We start from the raw sequence: 19768 nt of genomic DNA on the forward strand, positions 1-19768 counted from the left end.
AGTACTGACATTGACTGACCTGCGTCGCTGGATCTGGCTGGGCGCCATACTGCTGGTTGTCGTGCTGCTCTATAGCTTGCACAACATTCTCACGCCCTTTCTGATCGGTATTCTGCTGGCCTACCTGGCCGACCCGCTGGTTGATTGGCTGGAGCGCCGCGGGCTGTCGCGGACCTGGGGTGTGGTGGTGGTGTTCGCGCTGTTCACCTTGCTGTTCATGGCGTTGTTGCTGGTGCTGGTGCCGATGCTGGCCAAGCAGCTGGTGCGCTTGTACGAGCTGGCGCCGCAGATGCTTGACTGGTTGCAGCACGTGGCCTTGCCGTGGGTGCAGCAGCGGCTTGGCCTGGCCGATGGTTTCTGGAAGTTCGACAAGATCAAGTCGGCTATCAGCGAGCACATGGGCCAGACCACCGACATTGTCGGGGTGGTGTTGTCGCAGGCGACCGCTTCGAGCCTGGCGCTGATCGCCTGGCTGGCCAACATGGTGATGATTCCGGTCGTGGGCTTCTACCTGCTGCGGGACTGGGACCTGATGATGGCCAAACTGCGCAGCCTGTTGCCCCGCCAACAGGAACCCCAGATAGTCGGCCTGGCTGGCGAGTGCCATGAAGTACTGGGGGCCTTCGTTCGCGGGCAGCTGCTGGTGATGGTGGCGTTGGGCATCATCTATTCGGTGGGGCTGATGCTGGTGGGCCTGGAACTGGGCCTGCTGATCGGCATGCTCGCCGGCTTGGCGGCCATCGTGCCGTACATGGGTTTCATCATCGGCATCGGCGCGGCGCTGGTGGCCGGGCTGTTCCAGTTTGGCGGCGACCTGTACCCGATGCTGGGCATTGTCGCGGTGTTCGTCATCGGGCAGGCACTGGAAGGCATGGTGCTGACACCGTTGCTGGTGGGTGACCGCATCGGCTTGCACCCGGTGGCGGTGATCTTCGCCATCCTCGCGGGGGGCGAGCTGTTCGGCTTTACCGGGGTATTGCTGGCGCTGCCGGTGGCGGCGGTGATCATGGTGCTGCTGCGGCATGTGCATGATCTTTATAAAGAGTCGGACATGTATGCCGGGGACGTCGACCCAGAGCTGTAACCCCGGCCACCGCGTCGCGGCTTCATGAGGGGCGCTCCTGTCGTGGCGCAGTGTCGGGCGTTGCAGCGCAACCTGTTGATTTTGCTTGCGCTATCGGTTGCCGCGATTGTGCGCCCCGCGTTGCGGGTATAGACTTTGCAGATTGTTCACCTAAGGCCCCCTGCGGTCTCATCGACTGCCCGCGAGCATGAAACCACCGATCCAGTTGCCCCTGGGTGTGCGCCTGCGCGATGACGCCACCTTCATCAACTACTATCCGGGCGCCAATGCTGCGGCATTGGGCTACGTCGAGCGGTTGTGCGAAGCCGACGCCGGCTGGACCGAAAGCCTTATCTACCTGTGGGGCAAGCAGGGTGTTGGCCGTAGCCACCTGCTGCAGGCCGCCACGCACCGCTTCCAGCAGCGCGGTGAGCCTGCGGTCTACCTGCCACTGGCGCAACTGCTCGAGCGTGGCGTAGGGCTGCTCGACTACCTGGCCCAGTATGAACTGGTCTGCATAGACGATCTGCATGTGATCGCCGGCAAGCCAGACTGGGAAGAGGCCATGTTCCACCTGTTCAACCGCCTGCGTGACAGCGGCCGACGGCTGTTGCTGGCCGCCTCGGCATCACCCCGCGAACTGCCGGTCAAGTTGCCGGACCTGAAGTCGCGGCTGACCCTGGCCCTGGTGTTCCAGATGCGTGGCCTGTCCGATGAAGACAAGCTGCGTGCGCTACAACTGCGTGCCTCGCGCCGCGGCCTGCACCTCACCGACGAAGTCGGGCATTTCATCCTTACCCGCGGTGCACGCAGCATGAGTGCGCTGTTCGACCTGCTCGAGCGCCTCGACCAGGCATCGCTGCAGGCCCAACGCAAGCTCACCATCCCTTTCCTCAAGGAAACCCTCGGCTGGTAACCCCCTGAAATCCTTGGGCCAGAGCAGCAAAACGAAAAAGTCACATCTTTTTCGATAAAATTTGCAAATGGCCATGATAGAGGGCATAGTTTCCCCCTTCTAAAGGATTACAGACACGGTCGTGCCCATGCTGAAGCGCTTTGCACCCCTCGTGCCACTCGCACTCGTGACCCTGCTTTTTGGCTGCGCGGCCCAAGGCCCGGTTTCCCAGCCCCAGGATCACACCCCTGTCGCCGCTCAGGCGGCAGTTAAAACCCAAGCCTCGCCTTCGTCGGTATTCGGCGAACCGGAAGAGCTGGCTACCGAAGATGACCTGGCGTCGTTCTCCAGCAGCAAGCCTTACCAGCTGCCGGTTCTGGCCGACAGCATCCTGGAACGCGGCATGTCGTTGATCGGCACCCGTTATCGCTTCGGCGGTACCTCGGAAAAGTCCGGCTTCGACTGCAGTGGCTTCATCGGTTATCTGTTCCGCGAAGAGGCGGGCATGACCCTGCCGCGCTCCACGCGTGAAATGATCAACGTCGATGCCCCGAAAGTGGCGCGCAACAAACTCAAGCCAGGTGACCTGCTGTTCTTCAGCACCAATGGCCGCGGTCGCGTCAGCCATGCCGGCATCTACCTGGGTGACAACCAGTTCATCCACTCCAGCAGCCGCCGCAGCGGTGGCGTGCGCATCGACAGCCTCGGTGACCGCTACTGGAGCAAGACCTTCATTGAAGCCAAGCGCGCCTTGGCCATGGCGCCGACCAACATCGCGCGCAACTGATGGCAAAATGCTGTACCCTGCCACGGCGGCGGTGCTTTTGAAAAAAAGCTCGCCGCCGTGCGCATTTACAGAAAGCGTCTAATCTAATTTCTCAACTCTTTTCAGCTGCAGCGCAGCGGTCTCAGACAGGAAGTTATGGCCATGGCAACGATGGCGCGCTTCGCATTCCTCTCCTTGGCAACCTTGCTGGCTGCCTGTTCCAGCCGTGCCCCTGCGCCGGTCCCTGTAATAAAGCCCCAGGTCACCTCCTATAGCCAGGCCAGCCCTTCGCCGGTTGCCGATGACGTGTTGATTCGCGCCATTGGTCTGGTGGGCACGCCCTACCGCTGGGGTGGCAATACGCCGGATTCCGGCTTCGATTGCAGCGGCCTGATCAAGTACGTTTACCGGGATGCCGCCGGCATCAGCCTGCCGCGCTCGACGCGGGAGATGATCGTCATGCGGGCGCCCACCGTAAACCTCAACGCGTTGCAGTCCGGTGACCTGGTGTTCTTCGCTACCAGTGGCGGCTCGCAAGTCAGCCATGCAGGTATCTACGTAGGTGATGGGCGCTTCGTGCATGCCCCTTCCACGGGTGGCACCGTGCGCCTGGACTACCTGTCCAACAGCTACTGGGCCAAAGCCTACCTGCAGGCCAAGCGGGTGATTCCACAAGGGCACCTGGCGCAGAACCCCTGATAGCAGGGGATCGGGGCTACGGCGCAGTGGCGGCTGCCTTGCTCACCCGCCAGACCACGTTGCCCACATCGTCTGCCACCAGCACCGCTCCGCGTCCATCGTTGATGACACCGACCGGGCGCCCCTTGGCCTGGCCCTGTTCATCCAGGAAGCCGCTCAGCAGGTCCACCGGGCTGCCTGCAGGTTTGCCTGCGCGGTCGAACGGCACGAAAATGACCTTGTAGCCACTGTGAGGCTTGCGGTTCCAAGAGCCATGTTGCCCGACGAACGCGCCGCGCTGGAATGGCGCAGGCAGCGCACCCGGTTCGGCGAACGCCAGCCCCAGCGAGGCGGTGTGCGGCCCCACGGCATAATCGGGGACCAGCGCCTGGGCTACCTTTTGCGGCGCGGGCGGTTGCACACGGCTGTCCACATGCTGGCCGTAGTAACTGTAGGGCCAGCCATAAAAGCCGCCGTCCTTCACGGAGGTGATGTAATCGGGCACCAGGTCGCTGCCGATTTCGTCGCGTTCATTGACGGCAGTCCACAGGCTGCCGCTGTTCGGCTCCCAGGCCAGGCCGTTGGGGTTGCGCAGCCCGGTGGCGAACAACCGGTGCTGGCCGTTGGCCGGGTTCACTTCCCAGATCGCAGCCCGCCCTTGTTCCTTGTCCATTCCGTTCTCGGCGACATTGCTGTTTGAACCGACTGTCACGTAAAGGTGTTTGCCATCGGGGCTGGCGATCACGTTCTTGGTCCAGTGGTGGTTCAGCGGGCCGCCGGGTAGCGCAGTCACCACCTGGCCTTTGTCGGTGATGTGTGTTGCGCCGCTTTGGTAATGAAAACGCAGCAGCTTGTCGGTGTCGGCGATGTAGAGATCCTCGCCTATCAAGGCCATGCCGAACGGTGAGTTCAGCCCTTCGATGAACGGCACCTGGGTTTCTGCCGAACCATCGTGATCCGCATCGCGCAGCAACGTGATGCGGTTGGCGCTGGGTACGCCAGCCCCTGCACGGGCCATGACCTTTTTCATGGTCCAGCCGCGCAGGCCCTTGGCGTCATCCGGCTTGGGTGGGGCATTGGTCTCGGCCACGAGAACGTCGCCGTTTGGCAGCAGGTACAGCCAGCGGGGGTGGTCGAGGCCGCTGGCGAACGCGTTCACCTGAAGGCCGGGGGCTGCCGTGGGTTTTGCATGTTCCGGCCAGCCTACTGCTGGGGCGATGTTCACGGTGGGCAGGGGCGTGCGTACGGGGGCGGGTAGCTGGGGGGAAGGGCCGGTGCCGTCGTTTACACTCAGCAGGGCGGTGTCGCCGCAGGCGGTCAGGCTGGTGGCCAGCAGCCATGGCATGAGGTGTTTCATGGGCGGCGTTCTCCGCAGCGGGCTCATGAGGGTGAGAGGTCGGCCGGGCTTGCAGGGTTCCCGATGGTTTATCGCGGCCTCTGCTACGCGGACGAATACCTATGCGTCGCCTACGCGAACGAATACCCATGCGGTGTAAACGCCCACACCTTTGCAGCGCTTGAAATCTTGAGCGCTGGTTTTGATAGCGCGAAAACTCCAGCTGCGATAGCGACGCATAGTCACCTTTTCGCCCTTACGGCGAGTCACTTTTTGTCAGACGCGACAAAAAGTAACCAAAAAACGCTGCGCTCCCGTCATCCGGCCCCTGCGCTGCGCTCCGAGGTTCCCTCACTACGGTCATGCTCCCGGGAGTACGCGCTGCAGGCCCCGTCCCTGGGGCCTCAGCGCTTGACAGGCATCCATGCCCGTCACCTCCCTCCGCATGCCCTCCGCTCGGCCTCCTGAAGTCGCGAAGATCAAGATCAAGATCAAGATCAACAGCCAGATCAACAGCCAGATCAACAGCTGTGCGGGGTTTGGTTGCGTGGTGCGAAACCCACTAAAGCGCTGCTGTTGCTTCTGCTTTTTGCTTTTGCTTCTAAGCGCGCGGTAGCACAGGCGACGCAGATTGCGACTTCAGGAGGCCGAGCGAAGGGCATGCGGAGGGAGGTGACGGGCATGGATGCCCGTCAAGCGCTGAGGCCCCAGGGACGGGGCCTGCAGCGCGTACTCCCGGGAGCATGCCCGTAGCGAGGGGACCCCGGAGCGAAGCGTAGGGGCCGGATGACGGGAGCGGGCGGCTTTGGTTACTTTGGCCAAGACCAAAGTAACCCGCCGTAAGGGCGGAAAGGTGACTCGGCGCCGCCTACGCGAACGAATACCTATGCGGTGTAAACGCCCACGTTGTTGCAGAGCTTGAAATCCTGGGCGCTGGTTTTGATAGCGCGAAAACTCCAGCTGCGATAGCGACGCATATTCACCTTTTCGCCCTTACGGCGAGTCACTTTTTGTCAAACGCGACAAAAAGTAACCAAAAAACGCTGCGCTCCCGTCATCCGGCCCCTGCGCTGCGCTCCGGGGTTCCCTCGCTACGGGCATGCTCCCGGGAGTACGCGCTGCAGGCCCCATCCCTGGGGCCTCAGCGCTTGACGGGCATCCATGCCCGTCACCTCCCTCCGCATGCCCTCCGCTCGGCCTCCTGAAGTCGCGAAGATCAAGATCAAGATCAAGATCAAGATCAAGATCAAGATCAACAGCCAGATCAAAAGCTGGGCGGGGTTTGGTTGCGTGGTGCGAAACCCACGAAAGCGCAGTTGTTGCTTCTGCTTTTTGCTTTTGCTTCTTAGCGCGCGGTAGTTCAGGCGCTGCAGATTGCGACTTCAGGAGCATGCCCGTAGCGAGGGGACCCCGGAGCGCAGCGTAGGGGCCGGATGACGGGAGCGGGCGGCTTTGGTTACTTTGGCCAAGACCAAAGTAACCCGTCGTAAGGGCGGAAAGGTGACTAGGCGCCGCCTACGCGAACGAATACCTATGCGGTTTCAACGCCCACGTTGTTTCAAGCCTGCTTCAGCAACAACGCCACCCCCGGAAAGTACTGCCCCAGCTCGTTATGCAACTTGCGGTACGCATACGGGAAGTACCAGGCCACCGCGCACGCACTGTGTTTCTGCAAGTCGTCGACCATGTCCTGCAACTCTTCAGGGCTGGCGTGCTGGCCAGCCTTCCATGGGCTGATGAACAAAGCCCCCGCCTTCAACTGGCTGGGGTAGGCCACCTGCCGGGCGCGCACGGCGGTTTCCTGCAATGCAGCTGCCATGTCCAGCTTCGCCAGCCTTGGCCACCGCTGACCCACGCTCAGGTACAGCACTTGGTCAGCACTGCTGATCGACAGATCGCAGCGCCCCTCATGGTCACCTTCATCGCGCTGCTTCTTGCCGGCAAACTGCTGTAACGCCGCCAGCTCAGCCTCCCACGCCGCGGCTGCCAGCACCCCGGCATTGGCAGCCGCGCCGTGCCAGTAAGGTGCCTCGCCATCGCCGTAAAACTGGTTGCAGCGGTCAATGCAGTCGACCCAGCGTTCCAGCACCGGGCCAAGGAATTCCAGGTTCGGGTTGTTGATGAGATGGCCTCGCATGCTGCACTCTCCTTTTGTCATTGTGGTGGCGTACAGTCGAGCGTGATGGCTATGTGCTATCAGTGTGGCACAGCCTGGAGAATTGGCCAGCGTCGCCGCTTTGCAAGTACGCACTCCCTGCCCACTCCGATTGACGCTCCCGGTACAACCCTCTAACCTTCGCGCGTGTTTCAGGTGCCCTGCCAGCCCCGACTGGGCAGGGTGAAACTGGGAAGCCGGTGGGCGCCAGCATGGCGCGAGTCCGGCGCTGCCCCCGCAACGGTAGGTGAGTCGCGGCCGCGCAGGGCCACTGGGTGTTTACCCGGGAAGGCGCGCAGGCCAGGGCCAAGGCCCCCTCACAAGCCCGGAGACCGGCCTGATATCTGCCAACGGCATCACGGAGGGTGATGCGCGGTGCACCGTGGCCCCTTGCCATGGCCCCTGCGCGTTCTCCGTCTGCCTGCCTACTCTTTATTGCCGCGCGTTGCCGTGGTGACAGCCAGCGGAGAACCCTGATGAGCGAACCCACCGAACGCGACGAACGCCACTTGGCGCGCATGCAGCGCAAGAAGGCAGTCATCGACGAACGTATCGCCAACTCCCCCAACGAATGCGGCCTGCTGCTGGTGCTGACTGGCAACGGCAAAGGCAAGAGCAGCTCGGCCTTCGGCATGCTTGCGCGGGCCCTGGGCCATGGCATGCAGTGTGGTGTGGTGCAGTTCATCAAAGGCCGCAACAGCACCGGTGAAGAGCTGTTCTTCCGCCGCTTCCCCGAGCAGGTGCGCTACCACGTGATGGGCGAAGGCTTCACCTGGGAAACCCAGGACCGCCAGCGCGACATCGCCGCCGCCGAAGCCGCCTGGGCGGTGTCCCGTCAGCTGCTGCAGGACCCCAGCGTGCAGTTCGTGGTGCTGGATGAGCTGAACATCGCCCTCAAGCACGGCTACCTCGACCTTGACCAGGTCCTGTCCGACATCCAGGCCCGGCCGCCGATGCAGCATGTGATCGTCACTGGCCGCGGGGCCAAGCCTGAAATGGTCGAGCTGGCCGACACCGTGACCGAGATGGGCATGCTCAAGCATGCCTTCCAGGCCGGCATCCGCGCACAGAAAGGCGTAGAGCTGTGAGCCAGGCGCGCCACTGCCCAGCCGTGCTGATCGCGGCTCCCGCCTCCGGCCAGGGCAAGACCACCGTCACCGCCGCACTGGCCCGCCTGCACCGTAACCGCGGGCGCAAGGTGCGGGTGTTCAAATGCGGGCCGGACTTTCTTGACCCCATGATTCTGGAGCGGGCCAGTGGCGCGCCGGTGTACCAGCTGGACCTGTGGATGATCGGCGCGGAGGAAAGCCGCCGGCTGTTGTGGGAAGCGGCAGGGGAGGCCGACCTGATCCTGATCGAAGGGGTGATGGGGTTGTTCGATGGCACCCCCTCCAGTGCCGACCTGGCACGCCATTTCGGTGTGCCGGTGCTGGCAGTGATCGATGGCACGGCCATGGCCCAGACCTTCGGCGCGCTGGCCCTGGGCCTGGCGCGCTACCAGGCCGACCTGCCGTTTGCCGGGGTGCTGGCCAACCGGGTCGGCAGCCTGCGCCACGCACAGCTGCTGGAAGGCAGCCTGACCGAAGGCTTGCGCTGGTATGGCGGGTTGTCCCGCGAGCGTGGCATCGAATTGCCCAGCCGCCACCTGGGCCTGGTCCAGGCCAGTGAACTGAACGATCTCGATGCCCGCCTGGACGCCGCCGCCGAAGCGTTGGCGGCCAGTTGCGATGCGGCGCTGCCGCCACCGGTGTGCTTTGCCGAGCCGGCAGTACACGCCTGCGCAGCCTCGCTGGCCGGTGTGCGTATCGGCGTGGCACGCGACGAGGCTTTTGCCTTCACCTACGGTGCCAACCTCGACCTGCTGCGCAGCCTGGGTGCCCAACTGGCCTTCTTCTCGCCGCTGCATGACCGCGAACTGCCTGCGGTAGACAGCCTGTACCTGCCAGGTGGCTACCCCGAATTGCACCATCACGGGCTGGCGGCGAACGCGCCGATGTGCGCAGCGATCCGCGCCCACCATGCCCAGGGCAAGCCGCTGCTGGCCGAATGTGGCGGCATGCTGTACCTGCTCGAGGCGTTGACCGACGTGGCCGGCGAGCGCGCCGAACTGCTCGGCCTGCTGCCGGGTGAGGCGACCATGCAGAAGCGCCTGGCGGCCTTGGCCTTGCAGGCAGTGGAGTTGCCGGAAGGCACCTTGCGCGGGCACACCTATCACCATTCCCTGACCACGACCGGGCTGGACCCGATTGCCCGCGGCCTGAGCCCCAACGGCGGCCGCGGCAATGAAGCGGTGTACCGGATCGGGCGGCTGACCGCCTCCTATGTGCATTTCTATTTCCCGTCCAACCCGCCTGCGGCGGCGGCACTGTTACGGCCATGAGCGAACACGCCTTCAGCGCCGCCGAACGCGCTGCCATCTACCGGGCCATTGGCGAGCGCCGCGATATGCGCCATTTCGCGGGTGGGGACGTGGCGCCGGCTGTGCTGGCTCGCCTGCTGGCCGCTGCTCACCAGGCGCCGAGCGTCGGGCTCATGCAGCCCTGGCGTTTCATTCGTATCACCCGGCGTGAACTGCGCGGGCAGATCCAGGCCTTGGTCGAGGCGGAGCGGGTGCGCACTGCCCAGGCTCTGGGCGAGCGCTCCGACGATTTCATGAAACTGAAGGTGGAAGGCATCAACGACTGTGCCGAGGTGCTGGTGGCGGCTTTGATGGACAAACGCGAGCCGCACATCTTCGGTCGCCGTACCCTCCCTGAAATGGACCTGGCGTCGCTGGCCTGTGCCATTCAGAACCTGTGGCTGGCAGCACGTAGTGAAGGCCTGGGCATGGGCTGGGTGTCGCTGTTCGACCCGCAGGCCCTGGCGGACCTGCTGGGTATGCCGGCGGGGGCCAAACCGGTGGCAGTGCTGTGCCTGGGGCCGGTTACGGCGTTCTACCCGGCACCCATGCTGGTCCAGGAAAACTGGGCTCAGCAGCGGCCCTTGAGTGAAATGCTGTTCGAAAACCAATGGGGAGAGTGCCAATGAGCGTGGCTATGCTGACCGTGGCTGGCGTGGCCCTGGATGCGTTGCTGGGCGAGCCGCAGCGCCGCCACCCACTGGTGGCTTTCGGCTACATGGCCAATCACCTGGAGCGGCGCCTGAATGCCGGTGGCCGCGGTTGGCGTAGCCACGGTGTCAGCGCCTGGTTTCTGGCCGTGGTGCCGCTGACCCTGGTGGCGCTGGTGCTGTCCTGGCTGCCCTGCATTGGCTGGCTGGTTGATGTGCTGGCGTTGTACTGCGCTGTGGGGCTGCGCAGCTTGGGCGAACATGTGCTGCCAGTGGCTCAGGCGTTGCGCCAGGGCGACCTGGACGAAGCGCGGCGCCGGGTAGGTTTTCTGGTCAGCCGTGAAACCCGCGAGCTGGACGCGCCTGCGGTAGCGCGGGCAGCCACCGAGTCGGTGCTGGAAAATGGCAGCGACGCTGTATTCGCTGCGCTGTTCTGGTTCGTGGTGGCCGGGGCGCCGGGTGTGGTGTTGTACCGCCTGAGCAATACCCTCGATGCCATGTGGGGTTACCGCAATGCGCGTTTCGAGCGCTTTGGCTGGTGCGCAGCGCGCATCGACGACGTGCTCAACTATATTCCCGCCAGGCTGGTGGCGCTGACTTATGCGCTGCTCGGCAAAACCCGTGTGGCCGTGGCCTGCTGGCGCAAGCAGGGCCCCTTGTGGGACAGCCCCAACGCCGGCCCGGTCATGGCGGCCGGTGCAGGTGCGCTAGGTGTCGAACTCGGCGGCCCGGCGGTGTACCACGGCGAGCTGCACGAGCGGCCACGCCTGGGCGAGGGGCCGGCGGCCGATGCCGACGCCATCGAGCGTGGCTGGAACCTGGTGCAGCGCGGCGTATGGCTGTGGTTGCTGGTGATTTGCCTGGGGGCCTACCTGGATGCTTGAACACGGCGGTCGCCTGCTGCGTGCAGTGCACCGATACGGGATTGCCCGTGAGCACTGGCTGGACCTGTCCAGCGGCATTGCGCCGTGGGCGTTTCCCATTCCGCCCATTCCCGTTGAAGCCTGGGCCCGCTTGCCGGAAACCGAGGACGGCCTGGAAGCGGCCGCGCGCCGCTATTACGGCGCCAGCCAGGTATTGCCAGTCGCTGGCTCGCAGGCCGCGATCCAGGCCTTACCGCTGCTGCGTGCCAGCGGACGGGTCGGGGTGCTGGGCCCATGCTATGCCGAGCACCCCCATGCCTGGCAAAGGGCGGGGCACCAGTTGCTCGAGCTGGACGAAACACAGGTCGAGGCCGCACTCGACGGCCTCGACGTGCTGGTGCTGGTCAACCCCAACAACCCCACAGGGCGCCGCGTGCCCCGTGAGCAGCTGCTGGCCTGGCACGCCCGGCTGGCTGCGCGCGGTGCCTGGCTGCTGGTGGATGAAGCCTTCATGGACAATACCCCCGCAGACAGCGTGGTGGATTGCAGCGCACGCCCTGGTCTGATCGTATTGCGCTCGTTCGGTAAGTTCTTCGGCCTGGCCGGCGTGCGCCTCGGTTTCGTGGCGGCCGAGCACAGCCTGCTGTTGCGCCTGGCCGAGTTGCTTGGCCCGTGGACCGTCAACGGCCCGACCCGGGTGTTGGCCCAAGTCAGCCTGGCCGACCAGGCCGCGCAGCGTGCCCAAACCGAACGCTGTGCCGCCGCCAGCCAGCGACTGGCGGCAATGTTGCACAGCGCAGGCCTGACGCCCACCGGCGGCTGTGACCTGTTCCAGTATGTACGCAGCCCAGGCGCAGCCCACCTGCACGACTTTCTCGCCCGTCGCGGCATTCTGGTGCGGCTGTTCGAGCAGCCTGCCGCAGTACGCCTGGGGCTGCCCGCCAGCCTGGCAGATGAGCAACGCCTGGCCCAGGCCCTGGCGGCCTACCAAAAGGAAACGGCATGACCACCCTCATGGTGCAAGGCACCACCTCCGACGCCGGCAAAAGCACGCTGGTAACTGCATTGTGCCGCTGGCTGTTGCGCCAGGGTGTGGGTGTGGTGCCGTTCAAACCGCAGAACATGGCGCTGAACAGTGCCGTAACCGCCGATGGCGGTGAAATTGGCCGCGCCCAGGCGGTGCAGGCCCAGGCGTGCCGGCTGGCGCCGCACACCGACATGAACCCGGTATTGCTCAAGCCCAACAGTGATACCGGCGCCCAGGTGATCATCCATGGGCGTGCCGTCACCAGCATGAATGCGGTGGCCTACCACGACTACAAAGCTGTCGCCATGCAGGCAGTGCTGGCCTCGCACCAGCGCCTGAGCGCTGCCTGGCCGGTGGTCATGGTCGAGGGCGCGGGGTCTCCGGCAGAAATCAACCTGCGCGCGGGCGACATCGCCAACATGGGCTTTGCCGAAGCGGTCGACTGCCCGGTGATCCTGGTCGCGGACATCAACCGTGGTGGCGTGTTCGCCCACCTGGTGGGCACGCTGGAACTGCTGTCGCCCAGTGAGCAGGCGCGGGTTCAGGGCTTTGTGATCAACCGCTTCCGTGGCGATATCGCGCTGCTGCAACCAGGGCTGGACTGGCTGGAGGCACGCACCGGCAAGCCGGTACTGGGCGTGTTGCCCTACGTCACCGACCTGCACCTTGAAGCCGAAGATGGCATCGACATGCGCCAGGGCAGCAAGCAGGACCGCGTGCTCAAGGTGATCGTGCCGGTGCTGCCGCGTATCAGCAACCACACCGACTTCGACCCTTTGCGCCTGCATCCGCAGGTAGACCTGCAATTTATCGGCCCTGGCCAGGCGATTCCGGCTGCCGACCTGATCATCCTGCCTGGCTCGAAAAGCGTCCGCGGCGATCTGGCACAGCTGCGCGAGCGCGGTTGGGACAAGGCGATCGAACGCCACCTTCGCTATGGCGGCAAACTGATCGGAATTTGTGGCGGCCTGCAGATGCTCGGCCATGAAGTGCATGACCCGCTGGGGCTCGAAGGGGCTGCCGGTTCAAGCCGCGGGTTGGGCCTGTTCGACTACGCCACCGTGCTCGAAGCCCATAAGCAGTTGCGTAATGTCACCGGCACGCTGAACCTCGAGGCTGCGGCGGTGAGCGGTTATGAGATCCATGCGGGTGTCACCCGCGGCCCGGCCCTGGCGCAGCCTGCCGTGCAGTTGGCCGATGGCCGCAGCGACGGTGCCATCAGCGACGACGGGCAGGTGCTGGCCACGTACCTGCATGGTCTGTTCGAAGGCAGCCATTCATGTGCCGCCCTGCTGCGCTGGGCGGGCCTGGACGATGTGCAGGTCATCGATTACGAAGCCCTGCGTGAACGTGACATCGAGCGCCTGGCCGACCTGGTGGACGCGCACCTGAACACCACTTTGTTGCGCCAACTGTGCGGGGTGGCCTGACATGCGCAGCCTGATCCTCGGCGGTGCCCGTTCGGGCAAAAGCCGCCTGGCCGAGCAATGGGCCACTGCCAGCGGCCTGCCCGTGACCTACATTGCCACCAGCCAGCCGCTGGACGGTGAAATGAACGAGCGGGTAGCGCTGCACCGGCAACGACGCCCTGCCGCCTGGGGTTTGATCGAAGAGCCCCTGGCATTGGCGGCGGTATTGCGCGCAGAAGCCGCCGAGGGGCGTTGCCTGCTGGTGGATTGCCTGACCCTGTGGCTGACCAACCTGCTGATGCTGGAGGATGACCAACGCCTGGCCCAGGAGCGTGATGCGCTGCTCGATTGCCTGGAGCAACTGCCTGGCACGGTTATCCTGGTCAGTAACGAAACCGGCCTGGGGGTGGTGCCCATGGGCGAGCTGACCCGGCGTTATGTCGACCTGGCCGGCTGGATGCATCAGGCGGTGGCCGAGCGCTGTCAACGCGTGGTGTTGACGGTTGCCGGGTTGCCATTGGTGCTCAAGGGCGCCGCGCCATGACCCAGCCATGCACCGTGCAACCCTCACTACCCATTGTCCAACCCTGAACAGGCTTCCCCCGATGACCCAACCCTGGTGGCAAACCCCCTGCCAACCCCTCGACAACGCCGCCATGGACCAGGCCCGCGCGCGTCAGCAGCAACTGACCAAACCTGCCGGCTCGCTTGGCCAGCTGGAAGGCCTGGCCATTCAGCTGGCCGGTTTGCAGGGGCAGGAACGCCCCGTGCTGGACCAGCTGGCCATCACCATTTTTGCTGGTGACCACGGTGTGGTCGAGGAAGGCATCTCGGCCTACCCGCAGGCGGTAACCGGGCAGATGCTGTGCAATTTCGTCGGCGGTGGCGCGGCAATCAGTGTGCTGGCGCGGCAACTGCACGCCAGTCTGGAGGTGGTCGATCTCGGCACCATCGACCTACAGCTGGAGCTGCCCGGCGTGCGCCATATGCGCCTGGGGGCCGGTACCGCGAACTTTGCCCGGCAGCCGGCGATGACCGAAGACCAGCTGCTGGCAGCCCTGCTGGCGGGCCGCGACAGCGCCTTGCGAGCGGCCGAACAGCGTGCGCAGTTGTTCATCGGTGGTGAGATGGGCATCGGCAACACGACTGCCGCGGCTGCCGTGGCCAGCGCCTTGCTGGGCTGCCCGGCGGCACAGCTGAGCGGGCCTGGCACCGGCCTGGACAACGCGGGTGTGCGGCACAAGGCGCAGGTCATCGAACAGGCGTTGCGCCTGCATGGCCTGCGGGCTGACGCGCCGTTGCAGGCATTGGGGTGCGTTGGCGGGTTCGAGATCGCAGCCCTGGTCGGCGCCTATATCGGCTGTGCGCAGTCGGGTATCGCAGTACTGGTCGATGGCTTCATCTGCAGCGTTGCTGCGCTGGTGGCGGTGCGCCTGAACCCGCAGTGCCGGGCCTGGCTGCTGTTCGCTCACGAAGGTGCCGAGCCTGGGCACAAGGCCCTGCTCGCGGCGCTGCAGGCCGAGCCGTTGCTGGCCCTGGGCCTGCGCCTGGGCGAGGGCAGTGGCGCCGCATTGGCGGTACCGCTGTTACGCCTGGCGTGTGCGCTGCATGGGCAAATGGCGACCTTTGCCGAAGCCGCTGTGGCGGACCGCCCGGCATGATCCTCGACCTGCTGCGCCACGGCGAAACCGAGCAGGGCGGGCTGCGTGGCAGCCTGGATGACGCGCTGACCGACCAAGGCTGGGCCCAGATGCGCAGTGCCGTGGCCGGTGCCGGCCCGTGGCAGGTGTTGGTCAGCTCGCCGCTGCAGCGCTGTGCGCGGTTTGCCGATGAGCTGGGGGCGCAACTGAATTTGCCGGTGTGCCGGGTGCCAGCCCTGCAAGAACTGCACTTTGGTGACTGGGAAGGCCGCAGCGCCGCACAGATCATGCAAGACCAGGCCGATGCGCTGGGGCAGTTCTGGGCAGACCCCTACGCCTTCACGCCGCCTAACGGCGAGCCGGTGCACGCCTTTGCGGCACGGGTGCTGGCGGCGGTCGAGGGGTTGTACCAGCAGCACGCCGGCAAGCGTGTGCTGCTGGTCACCCATGGTGGGGTGATGCGCCTGCTGCTGGCGCGTGCTCGCGGCTTGCCCAGGCACCAACTGTTGCAGGTCGAGGTCGGGCATGGTGCCTTGGTCCGCTTGTTGGTGAGTGAGGGCGGGCAGTTGGTCGAGGAAGGTTGAGATGCTGCCGTTGCCGTTCTGGATCGCCTTGCAGTTTCTCAGCAGCTTGCCGGTGAGCCTGCCGGGCATGCCCGCCGCCCGTGAGGTGGGCCGTTCGCTGCTCTATTACCCGCTGGTCGGGCTGCTGTTCGGGTTGCTGTTGTGGCTGGCAAGCCACCTGCTGCAGGGCACGCCGGCGCCGCTGCACGCGGCGTTGCTGTTGGCACTGTGGGTACTGCTCAGCGGGGCCTTGCACCTGGACGGGCTGGCCGACAGTGCGGACGCCTGGCTGGGCGGCTTTGGCGACCGCGAGCGCACGCTGCGGATCATGAAAGACCCACGCAGCGGGCCAATGGCCGTGGTAACCCTGGTACTGGTGCTGTTGCTGAAGTTCTGTGCCCTTTGGGTGCTGGTCGAGCAGGGCGTCACTGCCCACCTGCTGCTGGCGCCGCTGCTGGGGCGGGCGGCGATGCTGGGTTTGTTTCTGTGCACCCCATACGTGCGCCCAGGTGGCCTGGGGCAGGCATTGGCGGAGCATCTGCCACGGCGCGCCGCGGGCTGGGTACTGCTGGGTTGTGCGCTGTTTTGCCTGTGGCTGGGCGGGTGGAGCGTGGTGCTGGCGCTGGCGGTATTTGCCTGGCTGCGGCAGCTCATGTGCCGACGCCTGGGTGGCACAACGGGCGATACGGCCGGGGCGCTGCTGGAACTGCTTGAGCTGGCGGTGGTGCTTGGCATGGCGCTGGGGCTCTGAGCATCGTGTCACTCAAGCGTTGCCTCGCCCGGCGCCATGAAACTTCTTGCAACAGGCAACACGCGGGTATATACACGTATCCATGCTGACCAGTGAATGCCTTTGTATCCATTTGCGCCGTGCTGCCCGTGGGGTGACCCGGCATTACGACGAAGCCCTTGCCGGCTTCGGGGTGAATGTCGCCCAGTTTTCGCTATTACGGCACCTGCAGCGCCTTGAGCGTCCTAGCATCACGGCCCTGGCCGAGGCCATGGGGCTGGAGCGCAGTACGTTGGGCCGCAACCTGCGTGTGCTGCAGGCAGAGGGCTTGGTAGCCCTGGCCGAGGGCGATGACCAGCGTAACCGTGAGGTGTTGCTGACTGCAGCCGGCAAGCAGTTGCTGCAAGCTGCCCACCCTGCCTGGGAGCGGGCGCAAGCCGATTTGGTGGAACGCCTGGGGGGCGGGCAGCGTGATCAACTGGTGCGCCTGCTGAACCAGCTGGCCTGAAATGATACGACCATAAGCGGGTATATACCCGTAAACCTTGCGATGTGCTGGAGATAACGATAATGACTTCGGTGTGGCGAACCAGCGGGTGGGTATTGGTGGGGGCAGCGTTGATTCTGGCGTTGTCATTGGGTGTACGGCACGGTTTCGGCCTGTTCCTGGCGCCCATGAGCGCCGATTTTGGCTGGGGCCGTGAGGTGTTTGCCTTCGCCATTGCCTTGCAGAACCTGATCTGGGGGCTGGCGCAACCCTTTGCCGGCGCCTTGGCCGACCGCCTGGGCGCGGCCCGGGTGGTGATCATCGGCGGTATTCTTTATGCCGTGGGGTTGATCCTGATGGGTACGGCCGACTCGGCCTGGTCGTTGTCGCTGAGTGCGGGCTTGCTGATTGGTATCGGCCTCTCCGGCACTTCGTTTTCGGTGATCCTCGGTGTGGTCGGGCGGGCTGTGCCGGCCGAAAAACGCAGCATGGCCATGGGCATCGCCAGCGCCGCAGGCTCGTTCGGCCAGTTCGCCATGTTGCCGGGCACCCTGGGCCTCATCCAGTGGCTGGGTTGGTCGGCGGCCCTGTTGGTATTGGGGCTGCTGGTGGCATTCATCGTGCCTTTTGTGGGCCTGCTGCGCGACCGCCCATTGCCCAGCCATGGTGCCGAGCAGACGCTGGGCCAGGCGTTGCGTGAGGCGTGTTCGCACCCTGGGTTCTGGCTCCTGGCATTGGGCTTCTTCGTCTGCGGTTTCCAGGTGGTGTTCATCGGCGTGCACCTGCCGGCCTACCTGGTTGACCAGCATCTGCCCGCGAGTACCGGTACCACGGTGCTGGCGCTGGTTGGGCTGTTCAACATTGTCGGCACCTTCACGGCTGGCTGGCTGGGTGGGCGCATGTCCAAACCGCGCTTGCTGACCGGGCTTTACCTGCTGCGGGCGGTGGTGATCGTGCTGTTCCTGTGGGCGCCGGTGACTCAGTTCAGTGCCTACCTGTTCGGTATCGCCATGGGGCTGCTGTGGTTGTCTACCGTGCCGCTGACCAATGGCACCGTGGCGACGGTGTTCGGGGTGCGCAACCTTTCCATGCTGGGCGGTATCGTGTTCCTGTTCCACCAGCTGGGTGCGTTCCTGGGGGGCTGGCTGGGTGGGGTGGTGTACGACCGCACGGGCAGCTATGACCTGGTGTGGCAGATTTCCATCCTGCTCAGCGTGTTGGCTGCCGCCCTGAACTGGCCGGTGCGCGAACGCCCGGTCGCCCGCTTGCAGGCGCAGGCAGCATGAGCCGCCATTGGGTTCGCGGGCTGCTGGCTGTTGCCGGGTTATTGCTGCTGGCGCTGGTGTGGTGGGGGTGGCACCGCGGGGGCTTGGCGTTGATGCAGTTGGGCATGAGCGTCTGTTAGGCGCTACCCTGCAAGCTCAAGGCTTGGATTGCGGGAGCAACAGACATGCGTATACAGGGGTTGACGGTGACGGTGCTGGGCTTGCTGGCCAGTGCGTCGAGCTGGGCGGCCGATTGCCCTGCGTTGTTGCAGGGCAGCTTGCCGGAATTGCGGGGCAAGGGGCAGATCGAGCTGTGCGAGCGGTTTGCCGGTAAGCCTCTGGTGGTGGTCAACACCGCCAGTTACTGTGGTTTTGCGCCGCAGTTCGAGGGGCTTGAAGCAACGTACAAGGCGTATCACGAACAAGGCCTGGAGATGTTGGGTGTGCCGTCCAATGACTTCAAGCAGGAAGACGCCGATAGCGAGAAGACGGCCAAGGTGTGCTATGCCAATTACGGTGTGACGTTCACCATGACCAAGGCTCAGCCGGTTCGGGGCAAGGATGCGATTCCGTTGTTCGTTGAATTGGCCAACCAGAGCAGTGCGCCGAAGTGGAATTTCTACAAATATGTGGTTGATCGCAAGGGCAAGGTGGTTGGTAATTTTTCCAGCCTGACCAAGCCGGATGATCCGGCGTTCCGGGCGGCTATCGAGAAGGCTATTGCGTCGCAGTGATGGGGGGGTATTGCGTAGCTTGAAAGCTTGAAAGCTTTTTGGCGCTGGTTTTGGTGGCGCGAAAACTTCAGCTGCGATAGCGACGCATAGTCACCTTTTCGCCCTTACGGCGAGTCACTTTTTGTCAGACGCGACAAAAAGTAACCAAAAAACGCTGCGCTCCCGTCATCCGGCCCCTGCGCTGCGCTCCGGGGTTCCCTCGCTACGGGCATGCTCCCGGGAGTACGCGCTGCAGGCCCCGTCCCTGGGGCCTCAGCGCTTGACGGGCATCCATGCCCGTCACCTCCCTCCACATGCCCTCCGCTCGGCCTCCTGAAGTCGCGAAGATCAAGATCAAGATCAACAGCCAGATCAAAAGCTGTGCGGGGTTTGGTTGCGTGGTGCGAAATCCACGCAAGCGCTGCTGTTGTTTCTGCTTTTTGCTTTTGCTTCTAAGCGCGCGGTTGTTCAGGCGCTGCAGATTGCGACTTCAGGAGGCTGAGCGAAGGGCATGCGGAGGGAGGTGACGGGCATGGATGCCCGTCAAGCGCTGAGGCCCCAGGGACGGGGCCTGCAGCGCGTACTCCCGGGAGCATGCCCGTAGCGAGGGGACCCCGGAGCGAAGCGGAGGGGCCGGATGACGGGAGCGGGCGGCTTTGGTTACTTTGGCCAAGACCAAAGTAACCCGCCGTAAGGGCGGAAAGGTGACTCGGCGCCGCCTACGCGAACGAATACCTATGCGGTTTCAACGCCCACATTGTTGCAGGGCTTGAAATCTTGAGCGCCTGTTTTGATAGCGCGATAACTCCAGCTGCGGTAGAGACGCATAGTCACCTTTTCGCCCTTACGGCGAGTCACTTTTTGTCAGACGCGACAAAAAGTAACCAAAAAACGCTGCGCTCCCGTCATCCGGCCCCTGCGCTGCGCTCCGGGGTTCCCTCGCTACGGGCATGCTCCCGGGAGTACGCGCTGCAGGCCCCATCCCTGGGGCCTCAGCGCTTGACGGGCATCCATGCCCGTCACCTCCCTCCGCATGCCCTTCGCTCGGCCTCCTGAAGTCGCGAAGATCAAGATCAAGATCAAGATCAAGATCAAGATCAAGATCAAGATCAACAGCCAGATCAAAAGCT

The 19768-nt window shown here is 64.5% G+C and carries 20 protein-coding genes and 1 riboswitch; of the genes, 18 read left to right on the forward strand and 2 right to left on the reverse strand.

Going from position 1 to position 19768, the window contains the following annotated elements; all coding sequences use genetic code 11:
- Nucleotides 1-10: 10 nt before the first annotated feature.
- From K4A76_RS05870 to K4A76_RS05885, 4 genes are all read left to right on the forward strand, one after another.
- Nucleotides 11-1084, forward strand: coding sequence for an AI-2E family transporter (locus K4A76_RS05870; protein WP_047150256.1), 1074 nt, complete (start codon nucleotides 11-13; stop codon nucleotides 1082-1084).
- A 187-nt stretch (nucleotides 1085-1271) separates the two neighbouring features.
- Complete coding sequence (gene hda, locus K4A76_RS05875) at nucleotides 1272-1979, forward strand: DnaA regulatory inactivator Hda (RefSeq protein ID WP_009683956.1); 708 nt, start codon at nucleotides 1272-1274, stop codon at nucleotides 1977-1979.
- Between the two features lie 127 nt (nucleotides 1980-2106).
- The gene (locus K4A76_RS05880) at nucleotides 2107-2745 is read left to right on the forward strand and encodes a C40 family peptidase (RefSeq protein ID WP_009683957.1); all 639 of its coding nucleotides are present in this window, start codon (nucleotides 2107-2109) and stop codon (nucleotides 2743-2745) included.
- 141 nt (nucleotides 2746-2886) lie between these two features.
- Nucleotides 2887-3423, forward strand: a complete 537-nt coding sequence (locus K4A76_RS05885; RefSeq protein WP_161892830.1) for a C40 family peptidase — start codon at nucleotides 2887-2889, stop codon at nucleotides 3421-3423.
- A 16-nt stretch (nucleotides 3424-3439) separates the two neighbouring features.
- On the opposite strand, the gene K4A76_RS05890 is transcribed toward K4A76_RS05885, so the two are convergent.
- Both K4A76_RS05890 and K4A76_RS05895 read right to left on the reverse strand, forming a co-directional pair.
- Entirely contained in the window at nucleotides 3440-4759 is a 1320-nt protein-coding gene (locus K4A76_RS05890) for a PQQ-dependent sugar dehydrogenase (RefSeq protein WP_274411720.1), read from the reverse strand.
- A gap of 1537 nt (nucleotides 4760-6296) precedes the next feature.
- Nucleotides 6297-6875, reverse strand: a complete 579-nt coding sequence (locus tag K4A76_RS05895) for a hypothetical protein (protein ID WP_029887556.1) — start codon at nucleotides 6873-6875, stop codon at nucleotides 6297-6299.
- A 155-nt stretch (nucleotides 6876-7030) separates the two neighbouring features.
- Nucleotides 7031-7248: riboswitch (cobalamin riboswitch) on the forward strand.
- Between the two features lie 121 nt (nucleotides 7249-7369).
- Here K4A76_RS05895 and cobO point away from each other — a divergent pair.
- From cobO to K4A76_RS05965, 14 genes are all read left to right on the forward strand, one after another.
- Complete coding sequence (gene cobO / locus K4A76_RS05900; protein ID WP_054889940.1) at nucleotides 7370-7981, forward strand: cob(I)yrinic acid a,c-diamide adenosyltransferase; 612 nt, start codon at nucleotides 7370-7372, stop codon at nucleotides 7979-7981.
- Nucleotides 7978-9273, forward strand: coding sequence for a cobyrinate a,c-diamide synthase (locus K4A76_RS05905; RefSeq protein WP_161892412.1), 1296 nt, complete (start codon nucleotides 7978-7980; stop codon nucleotides 9271-9273). Before cobO ends, K4A76_RS05905 begins: the two co-directional genes overlap by 4 nt.
- Nucleotides 9270-9920: a 5,6-dimethylbenzimidazole synthase gene (bluB, locus tag K4A76_RS05910; protein ID WP_274411721.1), complete on the forward strand. Its 651-nt coding sequence runs from the start codon at nucleotides 9270-9272 to the stop codon at nucleotides 9918-9920. Before K4A76_RS05905 ends, bluB begins: the two co-directional genes overlap by 4 nt.
- Nucleotides 9917-10825, forward strand: coding sequence for an adenosylcobinamide-phosphate synthase CbiB (gene cbiB / locus K4A76_RS05915; protein ID WP_274411722.1), 909 nt, complete (start codon nucleotides 9917-9919; stop codon nucleotides 10823-10825). Before bluB ends, cbiB begins: the two co-directional genes overlap by 4 nt.
- Complete coding sequence (cobD, locus tag K4A76_RS05920) at nucleotides 10818-11810, forward strand: threonine-phosphate decarboxylase CobD (RefSeq protein ID WP_274411723.1); 993 nt, start codon at nucleotides 10818-10820, stop codon at nucleotides 11808-11810. Before cbiB ends, cobD begins: the two co-directional genes overlap by 8 nt.
- Nucleotides 11807-13261, forward strand: coding sequence for a cobyric acid synthase (locus K4A76_RS05925; protein ID WP_054913878.1), 1455 nt, complete (start codon nucleotides 11807-11809; stop codon nucleotides 13259-13261). Before cobD ends, K4A76_RS05925 begins: the two co-directional genes overlap by 4 nt.
- 1 nt (nucleotide 13262) lies before the next feature.
- Entirely contained in the window at nucleotides 13263-13784 is a 522-nt protein-coding gene (cobU, locus tag K4A76_RS05930) for a bifunctional adenosylcobinamide kinase/adenosylcobinamide-phosphate guanylyltransferase (RefSeq protein ID WP_009686200.1), read from the forward strand.
- 61 nt (nucleotides 13785-13845) lie between these two features.
- On the forward strand, nucleotides 13846-14901 hold the full coding sequence (gene cobT / locus K4A76_RS05935; RefSeq protein WP_274411724.1) for a nicotinate-nucleotide--dimethylbenzimidazole phosphoribosyltransferase: 1056 nt from the start codon (nucleotides 13846-13848) through the stop codon (nucleotides 14899-14901).
- Entirely contained in the window at nucleotides 14898-15464 is a 567-nt protein-coding gene (locus K4A76_RS05940; protein WP_274411725.1) for a histidine phosphatase family protein, read from the forward strand. The genes cobT and K4A76_RS05940 overlap by 4 nt, the downstream gene beginning before the upstream one ends.
- A 1-nt stretch (nucleotide 15465) precedes the next feature.
- Nucleotides 15466-16194 carry an adenosylcobinamide-GDP ribazoletransferase gene (locus K4A76_RS05945; protein ID WP_182388750.1) on the forward strand — a complete coding sequence of 243 codons (729 nt, stop codon included), beginning with the start codon at nucleotides 15466-15468 and terminating at the stop codon, nucleotides 16192-16194.
- An 82-nt stretch (nucleotides 16195-16276) separates the two neighbouring features.
- Entirely contained in the window at nucleotides 16277-16681 is a 405-nt protein-coding gene (locus tag K4A76_RS05950) for a MarR family winged helix-turn-helix transcriptional regulator (protein ID WP_274411726.1), read from the forward strand.
- Nucleotides 16682-16743: 62 nt separating this feature from the next.
- Nucleotides 16744-17946: an MFS transporter gene (locus K4A76_RS05955; RefSeq protein WP_144187729.1), complete on the forward strand. Its 1203-nt coding sequence runs from the start codon at nucleotides 16744-16746 to the stop codon at nucleotides 17944-17946.
- A complete protein-coding gene (locus K4A76_RS05960; RefSeq protein ID WP_256222161.1) occupies nucleotides 17943-18065 on the forward strand; it encodes a hypothetical protein in 123 nt (40 codons plus the stop codon). Before K4A76_RS05955 ends, K4A76_RS05960 begins: the two co-directional genes overlap by 4 nt.
- Nucleotides 18066-18110: 45 nt before the next feature.
- Nucleotides 18111-18659, forward strand: a complete 549-nt coding sequence (locus K4A76_RS05965) for a glutathione peroxidase (RefSeq protein WP_054914256.1) — start codon at nucleotides 18111-18113, stop codon at nucleotides 18657-18659.
- The last annotated feature ends 1109 nt before the right edge of the window (nucleotides 18660-19768 follow it).

The organism is Pseudomonas sp. NEEL19 (genome assembly GCF_028751975.1).
GTDB classification, from domain to species: domain Bacteria; phylum Pseudomonadota; class Gammaproteobacteria; order Pseudomonadales; family Pseudomonadaceae; genus Aquipseudomonas; species Aquipseudomonas juntendi.